Source organism: Blautia sp. CAG:237 (assembly GCF_000436615.1).
GTDB classification, from domain to species: Bacteria; Bacillota; Clostridia; order Lachnospirales; family Lachnospiraceae; genus Blautia_A; species Blautia_A intestinihominis.
The window spans coordinates 1-18,305 of sequence record NZ_FR886706.1; the positions used below are offsets into that span (position 1 = coordinate 1).

The window sequence follows — 18,305 nt, forward strand, 5'->3', positions numbered from 1 at the left end:
TTTCTTTTATGCAAAATCACGAACTTGCTCATTTATAGAATATAGAAAAAATAAAAACAGTCTGATGATACAGGCTGTTTTTTTACGAAATAAATAGATAAGAGAGGTGTCTGCGATGTTTTCAAAGACCAGGAACAGAATGACAGAGGAACATTATGAGAAGGAGATCGGGCGACTTCGGACAGCGCTTGAGGAGGCTGATGCAGTTGTGATCGGTGCCGGTGCGGGACTATCGACATCGGCAGGATTTACGTATGCAGGAGAAAGATTCCGGGCACATTTCTCAGATTTTGCGGCGAAATATGATTTCTCGGATATGTATTCCGGCGGTTTTTATCCGTATGAGACGCTGGAAGAATACTGGGCGTACTGGAGCCGTTATATCTATATCAACCGTTACATGGATGCACCGAAACCGGTGTATGAGAAGCTGCTGGAACTGGTGCGGGACAAGGACTATTTTGTGCTGACAACGAATGTAGATCACTGTTTCCAGAAGGCAGGATTTGATAAGAAACGACTGTTTTATACACAGGGGGACTATGGACTTTTTCAGTGCAGCGAGCCGTGCTGTCAGGAAACTTATGATAATGAAGAGCTCGTCTGTGAGATGGTACAGCAGCAGAAAGATATGAGGGTTCCAACAGAACTCGTCCCACACTGCCCGTACTGTGGAAAGCCGATGACGATGAATCTTCGGGCTGACAATACCTTTGTGCAGGACGAAGGCTGGCATCAGGCAGCAGAGCGGTACTCCAATTTCCTTCGTACACGCGACGGATTAAAGACACTTTATCTGGAATTAGGCGTTGGATATAACACGCCAGGGATCATCAAATACTCGTTCTGGCAGATGACGCTTAAGAACCATCAGAACACTTACGCCTGCCTGAACTACGGCCAGGCCGAATGCCCAAACGAGATCCGCAGCCAGGCGATCTGCATCAATTCTGATATTGGGGAGGTGCTGGAGAGGATTTAAAAATAACTGAAAAGAGGAAAAAACCATCATGAAAAATTATAAATTACTGACACCTGGACCACTGACAACTACCGATACGGTAAAGAAATGCTGTTTGACCACTGCACCTGGGATGATGATTACAAAGTATCACTCAGGAGATCAGAAAAAAACTGCTGGAACTTGCACATGTATCTGAGGATGAATACACTGCCATTCTGATGCAGGGAAGCGGTACTTTTGGTGTGGAATCTGTACTTACCAGCGTGATCGGAGCAGACGAGAAACTCCTGATCTGTGCAAAGGGAGCATACGGAGAACGTATGGAGGATATCGTAAAACATGCCGGGATCGACTATACGATCTACCATGAAAAATACGACAGAGTGCCGGATGCAGGCAAGGTAAATGAGATCCTGAAGAACGATCCTGCCATCACACATGTATCCATGGTTCACAGTGAGACAACCTCTGGAATCCTGAATGATATTGAGTCTGTCGCAAAAGTAGTCAAAGAAAATGGACGTACTATGATCGTAGATGCAATGAGCAGTTTCGGTGGTGTGGATATCCCGGTCGGAGAATGGGGAATCGACTTTATCATCAGCAGTGCAAACAAATGCATCCAGGGCGTACCGGGATTTTCCTTCATCATTGCAAACAAACAGAAACTGATCGAATCCAAAGGCAAAGCAAGAAGCCTTTCTCTTGACCTCTATGACCAGTGGGAGACTATGAACAAGGATGGCAAATGGAGATTTACTTCTCCGACACATGTAGTTCTTGCATTTTATCAGGCATTAAAGGAGATGGAAGCAGAGAGAGGAATCCCTGCAAGACATCAGAGATATGTGGAAAATAACCGTCTTCTGATCGAGAAAATGAAGGAACTTGGCATCCGTCCATACATCGACGAGGAGCATCAGGGACCGATCATCACAACCTTCTTCTATCCGGAAAATGCAAGCTTTTCCTTTGCAGATATGTATCAGTATATCAAAGAACGCGGCTATGCGATCTACTCTGGAAAAGTAACAGAGGCAGACACTTTCCGGATCGGAAACATCGGAGAAATCTACAAAGAAGACATCCTGAAAGTTTCAGAACTTATCAAAGAGTTTCTGGAACAGAACAGATAAAAATAAGTGAGGAAAAGCAAAATGAGTACATATAAAGCAGTAATTTTTGACTGGGCAGAAGATGACGTAGAAAAACTTTACTCTCTGTTTGAGGAGAAACTTCTGGGAATCCTCGATCAGTTTGCAGAAGTAAAGCCATATGTTCTGGAAACGATAGAGGAACTGAGAAAGAAAGATATCAAGATCGGTTCCACAACCGGTTATACCGACAAGATGATGGCGATCGTGACCGCCAAAGCAAAGGAAAACGGATACGAGCCGGATGCATGGTTCAGCCCGGATTCCACAGGAAATGTGGGACGTCCGTACTCATATATGATCTTCAAAAATATGGAAGCATTAAAGATCCAGTCCGTGAAAGAAAAATTCATCGATGCAGGCGCGGATGAAGTGATCCTGAATATGAAGGAACTGACGAAATTATTGTGAGATTTTCCTATCCTATAAAACATCTTCCGGGATATTGTCAGCGGAACTCCATTCCGGAAGCAGTTTCTGTCAGTATATGGTGGCGAATGGAATGTTTGGCCTGACAGAAATGAAAGATCAGCTGAAATGCAAAACGGCTGTTTCCATGGTTATGGCAGGAGTGGGAGTCATAGAATTGATGATCATAAATCTATTTTTATAATAATGCCTTCATACTTATTTTCGAATATTCATTCACATAAAGGGGTTGTTGCTGCAAAGATGAGAGATCATTTTTGCGGCAGCAGCCCCGATTTCAAGAGTTTTATTGGCTTGATATGAACTTACTATAATTTGAACCAACCAGTTTAGAGTAATTTTATTGACTTGTTATGTATTTGCTATAGTTTAAGCCAATTAATTCCGAGATTTTGGTGGACTTTATTTGTACTTATCTGTTTGCTAGTCATTTATAGCCTGAAATTTGGATGGTCTAATTTGCCATTACTTTTTCCAAGGTCATTAAAGGATAGCAAAATAAAGCAAAACCGCCGCCAGGCAGATGTTCCTATCTGTTTCTGGCAGCGGTTTTATTTATGGATTGAATGGTTTAGCAGATCACAATGATCTGAATTGGAGGTTTTTTACTGGATCGGCTCGAAATCTACAGCGCCGTGTTTGCACAGCGGGCAGATGATGTCTTCCGGGAGTTCGTCGCCTTCGTAGATGTAGCCGCAGACTTTGCAGACAAAGCCTTTCTTTCCTTCGGTCTGCGGTTTTGGTTTGACGTTGTTCTGGTAGTAGGTGTAGGTCATGGTCTCCTGGTCGCTCATGACACGGGCTTCGGTGACACTGCAGATGAACATGCCATGGGTTCCGAGGTCAACATATTGCTCTACCTTGAGGGACATGAATGCGTTGATGTATTTGTCCAGGAATACAAGTCCGTTGCCGGAACGGTTGACTTTCTGGCCTGCGAATTTGTCAGCAGTTCTGCCGGACTGGAAACCGAATCTTTCAAAAACAGAGAACGGTGCTTCGACGGACAGACAGTTTACATTCAGGACACCAGTCTGCTGGATCACATGGTGAGAGTAGTTGGCTTTGTTGATGTTGACTGCTACACGGTACGGGTTATCGGTCAGCTGGGTAACAGTGTTTACGATCAGTCCGTTGTCACGTTTTCCATCGTTGGAAGTCACAACATAGAGACCGTATCCGATACGGAAAAGTGCAGACATATCATTTTTGTTTGCGAGAGTATCGTTCTTGGCGATATATTCTTTGCAGAGTTCATCGGTCATTGCCTCGATCTCTTTTCTGTTTTCTTCTTTTACAGCGGACCAGATGTGGACGTTGTTCTTTAACCAGTCGATCTTTTTGCACGGAGCCATCATTTCTTTCATGACTTTGGCTGCCAGAGGAGCCCAGGAGCCGTTTTCGATGATTCCTACCGTGCGGTTCTGGAAATTATGCTCTACCAGTCTGGTGATAAAGTCATTCATGAACGGATAGATGCTCGCATTGTAAGTGGTGGTTGCAAGGACCAGTTTGGAATAACGGAAAGCGTCGCTGAGAGCCTGGGACATATCGTCTCTTGCAAGGTCATAGACGAGAACCCGCGGACATCCTTTGGATTTGAGTTTTTCTGCAAGGAGATATACAGCGTCTCTGGTGTGACCATATACGGAAGTATAGGCGATCACGATTCCGTCTGTCTCCGGTGTGTAGGAGGACCAGGTGTCATAGAGTCCGATATAATGGCCAAGATCTTCAGTGAGTACAGGACCATGAAGCGGACAGATCTTCTGGATATCAAGTGTTGCAGCAACTTTGAGAAGCGCCTGAACCTGTTTTCCGTATTTTCCTACGATACCGATGAAGTAACGTCTTGCTTCGTCATCCCATGGCTCCTCTACATCGAGCGCACCGAATTTGCCGAAACCGTCTGCGGAAAACAGAACTTTTTCTGTGCTGTCATAAGTCACCATAACTTCCGGCCAGTGTACCATCGGAGCAAAGACAAAAGTAAGCTGATGGAATCCAAGAGAAAGTGTACCGCCGTTTTCTACTTCGATCTTGCGTCCCTCGAGGTCGAGATCAAAGAAGTTCTGGATCATGTTGAATGCTTTTTTGTTGGAAACAACTGTGGTGTCCGGATAAACTTTGAGGAAGTTTGCCACGTTTGCTGCATGGTCCGGTTCCATATGCTGAACGATCAGGTAATCCGGTCTGCGTCCGTCGAGGATCTGCTGGATATTGTCGAGCCATTCATGTGTAAAGTTGGCATCTACGGTATCCATAACCGCGATCTTGTCATCCAGGATCACGTAAGAGTTGTAGGACATTCCGTTCGGAACCTTATACTGTCCTTCAAAAAGGTCAACCTGATGGTCATTTACACCTGCGTATCTGATAGTATCTGTGATCTTCATATTTCGTACCCTCCAATTTGTTATGAGTTTTATGTAAAACGTTTTTTGTATCCTTGACTTTGTTAAAAGTATAACAGAATACAGAAGAGAATTCTGTTGCAAAAGTCACAAAAATGCTCTTAATTGAGAAAAATTATGTTATAATAATGGAAAAACAATGGAAAGAGATGAGGGGAAAAATGGAGCACATCACACTTTTTACAGATATTCTGCCCGAAGAACAGGAAAGAATGCGTGTCTGTTTTCATGCAAGGGAAATGACGTTCCGAAACGGAGAAACCATCATGGAATATTCAAACTCCATGAAAAAGATCGGTCTGATCCTCTATGGCAGGGCGATACTTTACTGCTGTGACACCGAGGGAAATGAGTACATGATCGATGAACTCAATAAAGATGCCGTTTTTGGCGAGCCGTTTTTGCTTCCGACGGATTCACAGCATTATTATGTCCGTGCGGCACAGGAGACCAGGATCATATTTATCGACTACGAGCATGTGATCAAACGCTGCGACCAGGCATGCCACCATCACAGCCAGATGGTCAGCAATCTGTTGCAGCTTACCGCGATCCAGTCCCGGCAGCAGAATGAGCGGATCTACATGCTTTCCAGATCCAGTACACGTAAGAAACTGATAACCTATCTCAATACACTTTCCGCAGAAAAACACAGCAAAGACCTCACACTTCCTATGTCCTATACCGCACTGGCACAGTATTTAAGTGTCGACCGCAGTGCCATGACGAGAGAACTTAAGAACCTCGAAGCCGAAGGAATCATAGAGAAAAATGGAAAGCAGATCCATATGATTTGACACAGGCAGAAGAGGAAGAGTATACTGAAAATAGTATATAAAATGAGGAAAGAAATGAGAAATTTTATTAAAAAACTATGCCCGTTGTTTCTCGGAGCTGTGATGCTGACAGGGAATATACAGAGTATTCTGGCATCAGATGAGAGCACAGAAACTCTTACAGATCTTATGATAGGCTGTGATGAATATAAGCCATATAATTACTTTGACGAAAACGGAAATCTGGTAGGAATTGATGCGGATCTTGCAGAGGAAGCCTGCCATCGGATGGGATATGAGCCGGTTTATGTTATCATGAAGTGGACGGAAAAAGAAGCTTATCTTGATGAACAGATCATAGACTGTATTTGGGATTCCCATTCTCTGAACGGAAGAGAAGACAGTTACCTCTGGTCCGAACCATATATGTACAGTCAGGAGTCTGTCATCGTAAATGAGGATAGTTCCATCAACAGTCTGGATGATCTCAATGACAAAAACATAGCAACTCTGGTTAATACACGTGCAGAAGATATTCTTCTGCAGCTGGATATCTCACCCGAGATTTATCCCCGGAATATATATAGTTTTCAGCTGATGAAGGAATGCCTGACAGCGTTGCGGCAGGGGTATGTGGATGCTGTTGCGGGTGACAAGCTGTATCTTGAGACTTATATGAAGGACTATCCGGGCAGGTTCCGTATTCTTGATGAAAGCCTGGAAACTTCCAAGCTGGCAGTGGCTTTTTCAAAAGATACAGACCCGGAACTGGTCGATAAACTGAATGAAACTTTGAATGAAATGAAGCTGGACGGAACCATTGACAGGATTCTGGAGAAGTATGAAACTTCAGTGGAAAATGCTTCGTAGGGGGCAGAACAGTGAGATCGAGGGGATCATCAAGTTCATGAAAGAACAGTGTATCCGTTATGATAATATTCTTACAAACAGTAAAGTGCGGATACAGACAGATCTTATAGAGAAGACGACGGAACTGAAACGATGTATGCAGAAGGAAGACATGGACGAGGAACAATTTCAGGAATATCTGGAAGAGCAGCGTCTGACAGGAATCCTGCTTGTTGATAAAGACCTTGAGATCATCCAGAATATCTGTACAGAAAAAATCCCGACAAGTCTCTGGAAAAATGCATTTCGTAATCAGAATCTCCAGAATGTATTTTCCTATAAAAACAGAGTTCTGACTGATCAGATCGTAACGGATGAGGAAGAGACTTATTACTACACAGCAATGTCAGATGGTGATGCAGACAAAATCGTTGTGTGTTATGAAAATGCTTCAAAGAAGGCAGAGCAGGAAGACGAAGTCAGCATAGAGACGATCCTTACCGGCTACAAAGTGGAGCGAAATGGGATCGTGGCACTCACAGATGGGGAAACTGTGATCAGTTCCAATGATGAAACGATGCAGGGAAAAAAGATTTCAGACTGCCCTCGGATCATGATGTTCAACTCTGCCTGGATTCCGGAAAGTCTGGTCTGTGTAGAGGAAAATGGAAATATATACTATGGAAGGCACACCAACTGTGGACAGTATTATATCTATGTTTTCTTTCCAAAAAATGAGGTTTTTGCCGAGCGTGGTATGGTCATGACATATGCAGTATGTCTCTATCTGGCATTCTGGTTTATACTTCTTGAAATACGTAGAAGAGGCGAAAAACGAAGACGAGATGACCTGGAATATCAGCATAATATCATTAATGCGATCAGCAAAATTTATATGACAAACTATGTGGTGGATCTGAAAAAGAATAAATTTGAGATCATTCGTGCACCGGAGATCGTTTCAAAAGTTGCAAAAAATTTCAAAACTGCATCAGAGATCGTAGATGCAGTCACAGAATATTTTGTCGGCAAAGATTATCAGGAAGGAATGCGGGAAGTTACAGAACTGTCCACAATTTCTGACAGACTCCGGGGAAAAGAAGCACTCAATTATACATTTAAGGACAGAGGCGGTACGTGGTTTATGCTGAATGTTCTGCCTAAAAGGATCATTCCTAATGGAGAGATTGAATCAGTAATTTTTACTGCGCAGGATGAGCCATGATATCCGCACGCCGATCAATGGAATTATGGGCATGCTGAACATCGGAGATCACTTTCCGGAAGATATGGAAAAACAGGCGGAATGCAGAGAAAAGATCCGTGGTGCATCGTCATTTTTGTTTGAACTTGTAAATGATGTGCTTGATATGAGCAAGATGGAATCTGGAAAGATCGAACTGGAGGAAGTCCCGTTTGATCTGTTGGACCTGCTGGATGAAGTTGTTTCAATGATTGAAGTTCAGGCGATGGGACATGGTCTTGATTTCATTTATGAACGGCACGAGGAAATCCATCGTCAGGTGATCGGAAGTCCGGTACATTTAAGACAGATCCTGATGAATATTGCAGGAAATGCAGTCAAATATAACCGTGAAAATGGTTCGATCAGACTGGCTTATCAGGAGACTGCTTTTGACGGAGCGAATGCTACGTTTGAGTTTGTATGTGCTGATACCGGCAAGGGCATGAGTAAAGAATTTCAGGAGCATATGTTTGAGCCGTTTTCCCAGGAAGAAAATGGTGCCCGCACGACTTTTGGCGGAAGCGGACTGGGACTTTCAATTGTTCAGAAACTCGTAGAAAAGATGAACGGACAGATCAGCGTTGTGAGCGAGGAAGGAAAAGGAAGTACTTTTACCATCACTCTGACTCTTAGGGTAGACCCATTGACGGAAAGCGATTCCAGGGAGCCGGAGCTGAAGACGCAAAGGAAGTCGATCAAGGGAATACGGATCCTTCTTGCAGAGGATAATGCGCTGAATATGGAGATTGCAGAGTTTATCCTGGAAAGCGAGGGAGCTGTGATAACGAAAGCATGGAATGGTCAGGAGGCTGTTGACATTTTCCAGAATTCAGATGAGGGTACTTTCGATATCATCCTTATGGATGTAATGATGCCAGTCATGGACGGATTGAGTGCAACCAGGACGATCAGGGAAATGGATCGAAAGGATGCCAGAGAAATTCCGATCATAGCGATGACCGCCAATGCATTCGATGAGGACCGCAAACGGAGCCGCGAGGCAGGAATGGACAGACATCTTGCAAAACCGCTGGATCCGCGGGAGATCGTAAAGACGATAAGTGAATGTATTTCGCACAAAAAGTAAGAAATTTTGAGATGACCGTCGGAGATTATTATAATTTTCGGCGGTTATTTTACACAGGGTACTTGACAGGAGAAACAATCAGAATTATATTTATAACAGTGTTACATAACACTGTTACGGAGGAGCAGATGACAAAACCAGTAGAAGGAGTTTCAGAGAAAATCCTGGCATGTGCCAGGGAAGAATTTCTGGAGAAGGGCTATTCCGATGCCTCTCTTCGGACGATCGCGGCAAAGGCAGACGTTACAACCGGATCTATCTATTCCAGATTCGGCGGGAAGGAAGGTCTGTTCAGTGCGATCGTACAGCCGGCAGCAGATGAATTTACGGACATTTTTCTTCGTACACAGGAGGAGTTTCATGCAGTGGATGAGGAGAAACAGGCAGGTTTGATGGATGCATATGTGACCTCAGGAATGGAAAAAATGCTAGACTGTATGTATGATCATTTTGAAGAGTTTCAGCTCCTGCTGGATGCCTCTTATGGAACGAAATTCCAGAATTTTGTAGAGCATCTCGTAGAGATCGAGACGGAATATACCTACAAATTCATGCAGGTGATCCAGTTCCAGAACGAAGGTGCGAAGGAGATTCCGGAGGAATTCATTCACATCATGACGACCGCTCTTTTTGAGAGTGCCTTTGAGGTTGTCCGTCACAAGATGCCGAGAGAAAAGGCAGAGGATTATGTGAAGATGCTGGAGAAATATCATTACGGAGGCTGGAACGCGATCATGAATTTTGATGAAAACAGATGATCAGTAAAGAAGACTGCTTTTTGCAGCGGCAGAAGGGCAGTCTTTTCTAAAAACTACTGGTTAGATAATACTAATAAAAGTCAGTACTGTATAATCGCGGTAAGTGTTATGTAATAATAAAGCGGTTTTCGAACTTTGGAAGGGAGGATATTATGAAGAAAAAAAGTTCATTATCACGACTTTTTGAGTATGCAGGAAACTACAAGTATCTGACGGTTCTCTCCTGGATACTCTCGGCAGTCAGCGCATGGATCGCACTGGTACCGTTTTATTATATCTGGAGGATCATAAAGGAAGTTCTGGCGGTGGCACCGGATTACAGCCAGGCACAGAATCTCAAAGGTTATGGATGGGCGGCAGTCGGATTTGCGCTTCTGTCCATGATTATCTACGTAGGGTCACTGATGTGTTCGCATGTTGCAGCGTTTCACGTACAGGCAGAAATGCGTTCTCAGATGATGCATCATATCGTGACTCTGCCGATGGGATTCATGGACAGCGAGGGAAGCGGTAAGATCCGCAAGATCGTCAATGAATCCAGTGCAGCGACTGAAACTTATCTGGCACATCAGCTTCCGGACCAGACAGGGGCTTATGCGACACCAGTCGGACTTCTTGTCCTGCTTCTCGTTTTTGACTGGAGGCTGGGGCTTCTGAGTCTGGTCCCGGTTGTTGCAGCATTCCTGATCATGGGCTCCATGACCGGTGAAAAGATGCAGCAGAAGATGAAAGAATATCAGAATGCGCTTGAGGAAATGTCCAGTGAAGCAGTGGAATATGTCAGAGGAATCCCGGTTGTAAAGACATTCGGACAGTCTGTATTTTCGTTCAAACGTTTTCAGACTTCCATCAAGAATTATGAGAAATGGACGATCTCTTACACCAAAGATCTGCGTATGCCGATGGTACTTTATACGACCATCATCAATGCGGTATTTTCCGTGCTGATCGCGACTGCGTTTTTCTTTACGGCGAGTGATGCATACCTTCTGAACCTGCTGTTTTATATCATTATCACACCGATCATCACGGTAACTCTGAACAAGATCATGTTCGCAAGTGAAAACCAGATGATTGTTGCGGATGCCCTGGAAAGAATCGATGGGATCCTGGACCGCCAGCCTCTTCCGGAAACAAAAGACGGCAGGGCAGTGGAGGACAGTTCTGTTACATTTGAGAATGTTTCCTTCCGTTACGAAAACGCATCCAAGGATGCTCTGCATCAGATCAGTCTTCAGATAAAAGACGGAGAACATGTGGCGTTTGTCGGACCATCCGGAGGCGGCAAAACAACTCTGGCAAGCCTTGCCGCAAGGTTTTTTGACACGACAGAAGGAACTGTCCGTATCGGCGGCGTGGATGTGCGTGACATCCCGTCAGAGAAACTTATGGAAAAAGTTTCCTTCGTTTTTCAGGACAGTAAACTTCTCAAAATGTCCATCTACGACAACGTGCGTATGGGCAAAAAAGATGCAACAAGAGAGGAAGTCCTTCAGGCACTGAAAGATGCACAGTGCGAGGACATTATTGCAAAAATGCCGAACGGGATCGATACTGTAATCGGGAGCAAAGGAACCTATGTTTCCGGCGGAGAAGCGCAGAGACTTTCCATCGCGAGAGCAATGCTTAAAGCTGCTCCGATCCTGATCCTGGATGAGGCAACTGCATTTGCAGACCCGGATAACGAAGCAAAAGTGCAGGCGGCTTTTTCCAGACTATCTGAGGGAAAAACCGTTATCATGATCGCACACAGACTGTCATCTGTTGTAGATGCAGATCGGATCTGTGTCCTCAAAGACGGAGAGATCAGAGAGATGGGAACACACAAAGATCTCGTCGCAAACGGCGGAATTTATGCCCATATGTGGGAGGCATACAATCAGTCTGTCTGCTGGAAGGTAGGTGCTTGATATGACATTTAAAGAAAAATTACAGCATAAATATGCCCTCTCCGAGCAGGGCGCGAAGGATATGATCCATGCGTTTATAAGCGCAACGATATCCAATATTGTGCTGATGTTTCCAGTTGGAATGCTGTATCTGCTTGTCAAAAATTACATGGAAGGAACACTGGAAGGCAAGGGAATCCTGTTCGCGGCAGGCTGTCTGATCTGCCTGGCCCTGATCGGAGTTACAACTTATATCCAGTATAATGCGACCTTCTTAAGTACTTATGTAGAGAGCGGTGTGCGCCGTATCACACTGGCAGAAAAACTCCGCAAGATCCCGCTTTCATTCTTCGGAAAGAAGGATCTTTCTGACCTGACAAGTACGATCATGGCGGACTGTGCGACGCTGGAAACTGCTTCTTCACACTGGATCCCGGAGCTGGTTGGAGCGTGTATTTCGACTGCCCTGGTAGCTGTTAGCCTGTTCTTTTTTGACTGGAGAATGGCGATCGCAGCACTGTGGGTACTGCCGGTATCTTTCCTGATCGTAGGGTGTTCCGGCAACGTACAGAAACGTGCAGCAGGCCGTCAGATGGATCTCAAAATGGCATGCGCGGACGGTATTCAGGAATGCCTGGAGACAGTCCGTGATCTTCGCGCAAACAACGCGCTGGCAGAATACATCAAAGGCCTGGACAGCAAGATCAGAGCTGTTGAAAAGCATGCGATCGTGACGGAACTGACAACGGCAGTGTTCGTGGCAAGTGCACAGATGATCCTCAAATTCGGTATTGCAACGACTGCGTTAGTGGGAAGTGTCCTTCTGGCAGAGGGAAAGATCGATGTGCTGACGTTCTTCATGTTTCTGCTTCTTGTATCCAGATTATATGATCCGCTGCAGATTTCTCTGCAGAATCTTGCTGCGATCATATCTGCAGATGTCCAGTGCAAACGTATGGATGAGATCCTGTCTCATGATATTCAGACAGGAAGTGAGAAACTTACAAATCAGGGATATGATATTGAATTTACCAATGTTGGATTTGCGTATAATGACAGAGAAGATGTCTTAAAGGATGTTACTTTTACCGCAAAGCAGGGTGAAGTAACAGCACTGATCGGACCATCCGGCGGTGGTAAAACAACTGTTTCCAGACTGGCATCCCGCTTCTGGGATATCAACAAAGGAAGCATTAAAGTTGGCAGTATGGATATCGGAAAGATCAATCCGGAAACGCTGATGTCACTGTATTCAATTGTATTCCAGGATGTTACACTGTTCAATAATACGATCATGGAAAACATCCGTATCGGCCGCCAGGATGCCACAGATGAAGAAGTCATTGCGGCGGCAAAACTGGCTCACTGCGATAAATTTGCGGAGAAACTTCCGGATGGATGGAACACCATGATCGGTGAAAATGGATCCGAACTTTCCGGTGGTGAGAGGCAGAGGATATCCATTGCCAGAGCCTTCCTCAAAGATGCACCGATCATTCTTCTGGATGAAGCGACGGCATCTCTTGATGTAGATAATGAAACAATGATCCAGGAGTCACTGTCCCGCCTGATCCGGAACAAAACAGTCATGATCATCGCACACAGAATGCGAACCGTCGCGGACTCTGACAAGATCGTAGTCCTCAAGGACGGCGTCGTAGCCGAGCAGGGCAGCCCGGCAGAACTTTCCAGGAAGAATGGAATCTATCAGCATATGATGGAGACACAGATGCAGGCCGCAGGGTGGAAATTATAGAAAATTTATTTTGATTTTTCTTCCAGAAAATCATACGCGAACTGTGCGTACATTGCGGCTCCGCGTTTGAGGACGGATTCATCCACAGTGTAATGGTCGTTGTGGTTTTTTGCGGTGAAACCAAGTTCTTTATTCTGGCTTCCGACGAGACCGAAAACGGCGGGAACTTTCTCCATAAAGTAGGCGAAATCTTCGCTGATCATCATCTTCGGGAAGGGTTTCAGAGCGTCCGAACCGTACATTTTGGTGGCGGCGTTTCTTGCGATCTGGACGAGATCTTCGTGGTCATTGATGATCGGAGCTGGAAAATATTCAAAGGTAAGAGTGGCCTTTGCTCCCATAGAATCGGCTGTGTTTTCGACGATTTTGCGGAGCAGAGGCTCTGTTTTTTTACGCATTTCCGGGGAGTGGGTGCGGGTGGTTCCCTCCATAATAACTTTGTCAGCGAGGATGTTAAAACGCTGGCCGCCGGTGATCTTGCCGACGGTGACGACAAGCGGATTCAGTGGGTCGTTCATGCGGGAGACGATAGCCTGGATCTCTGTGATGATATGGGCCGCAGTCAGGATCGCATCAACCCCCTGATGTGGAGTAGAGCCGTGAGCAGAAATCCCTTCTACTTCAATGCGGAAATTATCGCAGCTTGCCATGCGCGGACCAGTCTCAAAATTCATATAAGGCGCATCGAGATCGCCCCAGATATGTGTCCCGTAAATGGCATCTACATCGTCCAGAAAACCATGTTTTACATAGTATTCTGCACCGTGACAGGACTCTTCCGCAGCCTGAAAAATGATCTTTATATTGCCTTTTAAGTTCTCCTTTTGGGACATCAGCATGCGAATCCCGCCAAGGAGCATTGCGATATGGCAGTCATGTCCGCAGGCATGCATGACACCTGGATTCTGGCTGCAGAAAGGCAGGGCTGTGTGTTCTTCGATGGGAAGGGCATCGATATCTGCACGGAGCGCGACCGTCTTACTGTCAGGTGTACTTTTTCCACCCTCGATCATTGCCCAGAGACCGTTGTAATCCGGGTAAAAATGTGGTGTAAGACCCATTTCTTCCAGGCGTTTTCCAATCGCCTGAGTCGTATTTTTTTCTTCAAAAGAAAGCTCTGGATGTGCATGAAAATAGCGGCGCTGTTCAATGATCCAGGTCTCATTTTGTTCTGCCATATCTTTAAAATTCATAGTCAAAATCCTTTCGTAAAAGTATGGTGCAAGGTAAAAATATTCTTATGATAATCAATCAGACCATCGCTTTTCATCCTGCTAAGTTCCTTGGAAAGAGCACTCCGGTCGAGGCTCAGATAGTCGGCAAGCTGCTGACGATTGAGTGGGATTTCGATGCAGTTACTGCCCTGAAGTTCTGCCTGATAGGAGAGATAAGAGAACAGTCTTCCACGGATCTTTTTGGATGAGGTGTGCAGGATCCGGCGGGAGAGAGTGAGGTTTTTGCGGGCACTGATGATGACAAGATTCTGGATCAGGCGTGTGTAATTTCCCTTTCCGCTGGAGGCAAGACGGAAGATTTCCGGGACATTTACAAACAAAATTTCCGTATCTTCCGTGGCGATCACGTCCACCATCATCGGCTCTCCAGGCACACAGGCATAAGCCTCGGCAAAAACTTCTCCGGGTTTGACCAGCCCCAGGATACTGGTATTTCCCCAGATATCATTATTCTCGATCTGGGCAGTACCAGACAGCACGATCCCAATATTCGACACCGGTTTCCCGGCAGTATAAACCGCCGAATCCCGAACAAACCTCCGGGTAGAAGCCCGAAGCCCACGTAAGAGCTCCTCTGTTTCGGAAGGCGTATATCCGCGAAATAAAGAAGTCTGGGAGATGAGAGAGAAATCCATAAACAGTCACTCCTGAAATTTATTTGTTTTAATTGTAAGCATATTCTGGCAACAGGTCAAGGAATGATTCTGCAAAACATTTTAATCCATGAGTTCTGCAGAAAAGTTGTAGATATTTTTAATTCCGTTGTCATAACCACGGAATTTTCCTCCTCATTCCAGTATCCTGTACTCAACAGGTGAGAACACCTGCGATACCGAGTCAGAGATACAGACAAAATGAGGAGGAATTTTTTTATGATCAGAAGGATCATTCAGATAGATGAAGAAAAATGCAACGGATGCGGAGCGTGTGCGGCGGCTTGCCATGAGAGCGCGATTGGCATGGTTGACGGAAAGGCGAAGCTCCTTCGCGATGACTACTGTGACGGCCTGGGCGACTGCCTCCCGGCATGTCCGACCGGCGCGATCACATTTGTGGAGAGAGAAGCAGCGGCGTATGACGAAGCAGCCGTTCTCGCGAACCAGAAAAAAGCTACAAAATCACAATCCCAGCTCCAGCAGTGGCCGGTACAGATCAAACTTGTTCCGACAAATGCACCGTATTTCGACGGCGCGAAACTCCTGATCGCGGCAGACTGCACCGCTTACGCCTACGCAAACTTCCACGAAGATTTTATCAAAGGCAGGATCGTCCTGGTAGGCTGTCCGAAGCTGGATGCCGCAGACTACAGTGAAAAACTTGAAGAGATCATCCGAAACAACAATATCGCCAGCGTAACCATTGTCCGCATGGAAGTTCCATGCTGCGGTGGTCTGGAAATGGCAGCCAAAAAAGCCCTCCAGAACAGTGGCAAATTCATCCCATGGCAGGTAACCACCATCTCCGTGGATGGAAAGATCCTCGACTGATTTTTTATTCATAAAAATAAGAAGGAACATTGGACAAATCGGCACACACGATTCCACAGGTGATGCCATGGTAACTGTCCTCGAAGGAGTCGGCGAATTCACCGTAGGCGGTGTAAAATACCAGTGCAAAGCAGGCGAAGCAATCGTAATGTCAGCCAGGATCCCACACGCAGTATATGCAGTGGAGGCATTCAAAATGCTCCTGACCGTAGTTTTTCCACAGAAATAAGATTCACAACTTACCGGCAGACCGCAAATCTGCCGGCTTTTTTTCTGCAAAGGCTTGTTCATGAGAGCTGATAGAACATTATCCCGACTACCGCGTGACAAAAACGGTCTGACATGCACAAATGTTGGATAAAAGGTATAAATAGTGACAAACTCATTGAAAATTTTGAAGAAATTTCGTATAATATGACATAGATAAATTTACAAAAATACCCAAAACGATAAACAGGGGAGGAAAATCCCATGGCAAAGACAATAACTATCTGTTTTACCAACAACAAAGGCGGCAGCGGCAAATCCACGACCTGCTCAAACCTCGGCGCAGCCATGTCACGCGCCGGAAAGAAAGTTCTGCTGGTTGACGGTGACATGCAGCTGAATCTTTCATTGGCAGTTTTTCCAGAGGACTGGGTTCTGGAGCACGCCCAGGGAGAGAAGAATCTCTACCATGCAATTGGTAAACAGGAAGACCTGACAGACTACATCGTACACACACCGTACGAAAGTCTTGATCTGATTCCGTCATCTACGCTGATGAGTTCCATCGAGTACGAACTTTTTACCAAATGGCAGCGAGAATTTATCCTGAAGAAATGTATCCAGAAAATCAAGGATTCAGGCGTTTACGATTATATTCTCATCGATGCACCGCCAACCCTCGGCGGATGGGTCATGAACATTCTGTGTGCATCCGATAAGGTAATCATTCCTGTAGAGGCAAGCCCATGGGGAATGTTCGGACTTGCAAATATGTTTGAATTTCTGGGCGAAGTTAAGCAGATCGCACCAGATCTCGAAGTTGCGGGTATCGCAGTGACCAAAGTCGACACTCGCAAGAATTATTTTAAACAAACCATGGAAACTTTGCATCAGCTGGACAATATTCATGTATTTGACAACCTGATCCGCGTTGACAGTACCATTGAATGGTCTCAGGACAACAGCATTCCGGTTGTAGAATACAAGAAATCCAGCAGAAGCGCGAAGGAATATACAGAATTAGCCAGGGAGGTAATGGATTATGTCAGTAGGTAAGGACAGCATTCTGCGCGCTGCAAACGCAGAAGCCAAAAACACAGAAACAAAAGCAGAACCAGTAAAACCAGCAGAAGAAGCAAAAGCTCCGGCAGAAGTCAAAGAAGCACCAAAGGCAGAAGCTAAAGAACCGGCAGCCAAAAAAACTCCTGCCAGAAAACCGAGAGCAACAAAGGCAAAAGCCACAACAGCCAAGAAAGCAGCACCAAAGAAAACCACAACCCGCAAAAAATCCGTAAAAACTTCCGTTCTCACACCAGAGAATTCAGAAGAACTTCAGAAAGCTTTTGTCAAGGACAAAACACCGGAAGAAGTACAGGGTTCTGTTCAGGTAAATGAAGAACTTCCGGTTTATCTTCTGTAATCTCATGTGAAGATATCGAAAAGGGCTAAATAGCTAAATAAAACGAAATCAGGTTTCCACACGACAGATAACATCGTGCGAAAACCTGATTTTTTATTGGAATTTTATTACATTTCAGATGCAGTCTGGTGCGCACCTTCTTTCTCAGGGAAAATATGTCTGAAGATGAAGCGTACAAGCGGCCCTACATAAATGAGCTGCAGGAAAAATGCTGCCGGGAAATTCATGGCAGTAGTTTCAATCCATACAGCGATGAACTGACTTCCGGCATTTTTGAAAAGAAGTGTTGCGGCAAAACTCATCAGTGGGCACATCAGAGCGATAGATGCAACAGAGATCGCAAGGATCATGCTGAACGGATGACAGTTTCTGAAATCGACCATACGTGATGCACAGGCAAAAGCCAGCTTGGACACGATAAAGAAATCAAGAACAAACGCGATCGGTCCCATGATGATCAGTTCATGAAATGCGGAAAGAAATATAGAATTTGTCATCTCACCTACATTGAGTCTGATATTATAACAGATCATGCTGTAGACCATAAAAAATACCATAATAACTGTAAAAACTACTTCCTGAAACTTGTTTTTAGGCATAAAAAAATCCTCCTTGAATAAATAAATTAAGATAC

16 protein-coding genes and 2 pseudogenes are annotated in these 18,305 nt (G+C 45.1%); 14 read left to right on the forward strand and 4 right to left on the reverse strand.

From position 1 onward, the window contains the following. The first annotated feature begins 115 nt into the window (after nt 1–115). The 3 genes and pseudogenes from QZL69_RS03535 to QZL69_RS03545 all read left to right on the forward strand — a co-directional run bounded on the left by QZL69_RS03535 (nt 116) and on the right by QZL69_RS03545 (nt 2,529). The gene (locus tag QZL69_RS03535) at nt 116–982 is read left to right on the forward strand and encodes an SIR2 family NAD-dependent protein deacylase (RefSeq protein ID WP_022213844.1); all 867 of its coding nucleotides are present in this window, start codon (nt 116–118) and stop codon (nt 980–982) included. Between the two features lie 28 nt (nt 983–1,010). Then, nucleotides 1,011–2,100, forward strand: a pseudogene (locus QZL69_RS03540) (2-aminoethylphosphonate--pyruvate transaminase). Between the two features lie 21 nt (nt 2,101–2,121). Next, nucleotides 2,122–2,529, forward strand: a complete 408-nt coding sequence (locus QZL69_RS03545; protein WP_022213846.1) for a phosphonoacetaldehyde hydrolase — start codon at nt 2,122–2,124, stop codon at nt 2,527–2,529. A gap of 623 nt (nt 2,530–3,152) precedes the next feature. Here the strand turns inward: QZL69_RS03545 and QZL69_RS03550 are convergent. Beyond that, nucleotides 3,153–4,943 carry a flavin reductase gene (locus QZL69_RS03550; protein ID WP_022213847.1) on the reverse strand — a complete coding sequence of 597 codons (1,791 nt, stop codon included), beginning with the start codon at nt 4,941–4,943 and terminating at the stop codon, nt 3,153–3,155. Nucleotides 4,944–5,122: 179 nt separating this feature from the next. On the opposite strand from QZL69_RS03550, the gene QZL69_RS03555 reads away from it, so the two are divergent. The 7 genes from QZL69_RS03555 to QZL69_RS03585 all read left to right on the forward strand — a co-directional run bounded on the left by QZL69_RS03555 (nt 5,123) and on the right by QZL69_RS03585 (nt 13,322). Beyond that, the gene (locus tag QZL69_RS03555; RefSeq protein ID WP_022213848.1) at nt 5,123–5,758 is read left to right on the forward strand and encodes a Crp/Fnr family transcriptional regulator; all 636 of its coding nucleotides are present in this window, start codon (nt 5,123–5,125) and stop codon (nt 5,756–5,758) included. Between the two features lie 54 nt (nt 5,759–5,812). Further along, nucleotides 5,813–6,607, forward strand: coding sequence for a substrate-binding periplasmic protein (locus QZL69_RS03560; protein WP_022213849.1), 795 nt, complete (start codon nt 5,813–5,815; stop codon nt 6,605–6,607). Continuing rightward, entirely contained in the window at nt 6,579–7,811 is a 1,233-nt protein-coding gene (locus tag QZL69_RS03565) for a signal transduction histidine kinase (RefSeq protein ID WP_022213850.1), read from the forward strand. Before QZL69_RS03560 ends, QZL69_RS03565 begins: the two co-directional genes overlap by 29 nt. After that, nucleotides 7,801–8,919: an ATP-binding protein gene (locus QZL69_RS03570; RefSeq protein WP_022213851.1), complete on the forward strand. Its 1,119-nt coding sequence runs from the start codon at nt 7,801–7,803 to the stop codon at nt 8,917–8,919. The genes QZL69_RS03565 and QZL69_RS03570 overlap by 11 nt, the downstream gene beginning before the upstream one ends. 128 nt (nt 8,920–9,047) lie before the next feature. After that, entirely contained in the window at nt 9,048–9,677 is a 630-nt protein-coding gene (locus tag QZL69_RS03575) for a TetR/AcrR family transcriptional regulator (protein WP_022213852.1), read from the forward strand. A gap of 152 nt (nt 9,678–9,829) precedes the next feature. Then, nucleotides 9,830–11,587: an ABC transporter ATP-binding protein gene (locus QZL69_RS03580; RefSeq protein ID WP_022213853.1), complete on the forward strand. Its 1,758-nt coding sequence runs from the start codon at nt 9,830–9,832 to the stop codon at nt 11,585–11,587. Nucleotide 11,588: 1 nt separating this feature from the next. Next, nucleotides 11,589–13,322 (forward strand): ABC transporter ATP-binding protein, encoded by a 1,734-nt coding sequence (locus QZL69_RS03585; RefSeq protein ID WP_022213854.1) that lies wholly within the window; start codon nt 11,589–11,591, stop codon nt 13,320–13,322. Nucleotides 13,323–13,327: 5 nt separating this feature from the next. Here the strand turns inward: QZL69_RS03585 and QZL69_RS03590 are convergent, their stop codons facing one another. After that, complete coding sequence (locus QZL69_RS03590) at nt 13,328–14,515, reverse strand: M20 family metallopeptidase (protein WP_022213855.1); 1,188 nt, start codon at nt 14,513–14,515, stop codon at nt 13,328–13,330. A 2-nt stretch (nt 14,516–14,517) separates the two neighbouring features. Further along, nucleotides 14,518–15,192 carry a Crp/Fnr family transcriptional regulator gene (locus QZL69_RS03595; RefSeq protein WP_022213856.1) on the reverse strand — a complete coding sequence of 225 codons (675 nt, stop codon included), beginning with the start codon at nt 15,190–15,192 and terminating at the stop codon, nt 14,518–14,520. A 237-nt stretch (nt 15,193–15,429) separates the two neighbouring features. On the opposite strand from QZL69_RS03595, the gene QZL69_RS03600 reads away from it, so the two are divergent. The 4 genes and pseudogenes from QZL69_RS03600 to QZL69_RS03615 all read left to right on the forward strand — a co-directional run bounded on the left by QZL69_RS03600 (nt 15,430) and on the right by QZL69_RS03615 (nt 17,671). Next, nucleotides 15,430–16,044: an ATP-binding protein gene (locus tag QZL69_RS03600; RefSeq protein ID WP_022213857.1), complete on the forward strand. Its 615-nt coding sequence runs from the start codon at nt 15,430–15,432 to the stop codon at nt 16,042–16,044. Nucleotides 16,045–16,078: 34 nt separating this feature from the next. Then, nucleotides 16,079–16,273, forward strand: a pseudogene (locus QZL69_RS03605) (cupin domain-containing protein); the annotation flags it as partial. A gap of 242 nt (nt 16,274–16,515) precedes the next feature. After that, a complete protein-coding gene (locus QZL69_RS03610; RefSeq protein WP_022213859.1) occupies nt 16,516–17,307 on the forward strand; it encodes a ParA family protein in 792 nt (263 codons plus the stop codon). Further along, nucleotides 17,294–17,671 (forward strand): hypothetical protein, encoded by a 378-nt coding sequence (locus QZL69_RS03615; RefSeq protein WP_022213860.1) that lies wholly within the window; start codon nt 17,294–17,296, stop codon nt 17,669–17,671. The genes QZL69_RS03610 and QZL69_RS03615 overlap by 14 nt, the downstream gene beginning before the upstream one ends. 107 nt (nt 17,672–17,778) lie before the next feature. Here QZL69_RS03615 and QZL69_RS03620 read toward each other — a convergent pair whose 3' ends face one another. Then, entirely contained in the window at nt 17,779–18,270 is a 492-nt protein-coding gene (locus QZL69_RS03620; RefSeq protein ID WP_022213861.1) for a DUF2798 domain-containing protein, read from the reverse strand. Nucleotides 18,271–18,305: the final 35 nt, after the last annotated feature.

What these genes read in the sequence shown, in the direction of transcription:
- QZL69_RS03535 (WP_022213844.1), top strand. Translation starts at nt 116, where the DNA reads ATGTTTTCAAAGACCAGGAACAGAATGACAGAGGAACATTATGAGAAG.
- QZL69_RS03545 (WP_022213846.1), top strand. Translation starts at nt 2,122, where the DNA reads ATGAGTACATATAAAGCAGTAATTTTTGACTGGGCAGAAGATGACGTA.
- QZL69_RS03550 (WP_022213847.1), bottom strand. Translation starts at nt 4,943, where the DNA reads ATGAAGATCACAGATACTATCAGATACGCAGGTGTAAATGACCATCAG.
- QZL69_RS03555 (WP_022213848.1), top strand. Translation starts at nt 5,123, where the DNA reads ATGGAGCACATCACACTTTTTACAGATATTCTGCCCGAAGAACAGGAA.
- QZL69_RS03560 (WP_022213849.1), top strand. Translation starts at nt 5,813, where the DNA reads ATGAGAAATTTTATTAAAAAACTATGCCCGTTGTTTCTCGGAGCTGTG.
- QZL69_RS03565 (WP_022213850.1), top strand. Translation starts at nt 6,579, where the DNA reads ATGAAACTTCAGTGGAAAATGCTTCGTAGGGGGCAGAACAGTGAGATC.
- QZL69_RS03570 (WP_022213851.1), top strand. Translation starts at nt 7,801, where the DNA reads ATGAGCCATGATATCCGCACGCCGATCAATGGAATTATGGGCATGCTG.
- QZL69_RS03575 (WP_022213852.1), top strand. Translation starts at nt 9,048, where the DNA reads ATGACAAAACCAGTAGAAGGAGTTTCAGAGAAAATCCTGGCATGTGCC.
- QZL69_RS03580 (WP_022213853.1), top strand. Translation starts at nt 9,830, where the DNA reads ATGAAGAAAAAAAGTTCATTATCACGACTTTTTGAGTATGCAGGAAAC.
- QZL69_RS03585 (WP_022213854.1), top strand. Translation starts at nt 11,589, where the DNA reads ATGACATTTAAAGAAAAATTACAGCATAAATATGCCCTCTCCGAGCAG.
- QZL69_RS03590 (WP_022213855.1), bottom strand. Translation starts at nt 14,515, where the DNA reads ATGAATTTTAAAGATATGGCAGAACAAAATGAGACCTGGATCATTGAA.
- QZL69_RS03595 (WP_022213856.1), bottom strand. Translation starts at nt 15,192, where the DNA reads ATGGATTTCTCTCTCATCTCCCAGACTTCTTTATTTCGCGGATATACG.
- QZL69_RS03600 (WP_022213857.1), top strand. Translation starts at nt 15,430, where the DNA reads ATGATCAGAAGGATCATTCAGATAGATGAAGAAAAATGCAACGGATGC.
- QZL69_RS03610 (WP_022213859.1), top strand. Translation starts at nt 16,516, where the DNA reads ATGGCAAAGACAATAACTATCTGTTTTACCAACAACAAAGGCGGCAGC.
- QZL69_RS03615 (WP_022213860.1), top strand. Translation starts at nt 17,294, where the DNA reads ATGTCAGTAGGTAAGGACAGCATTCTGCGCGCTGCAAACGCAGAAGCC.
- QZL69_RS03620 (WP_022213861.1), bottom strand. Translation starts at nt 18,270, where the DNA reads ATGCCTAAAAACAAGTTTCAGGAAGTAGTTTTTACAGTTATTATGGTA.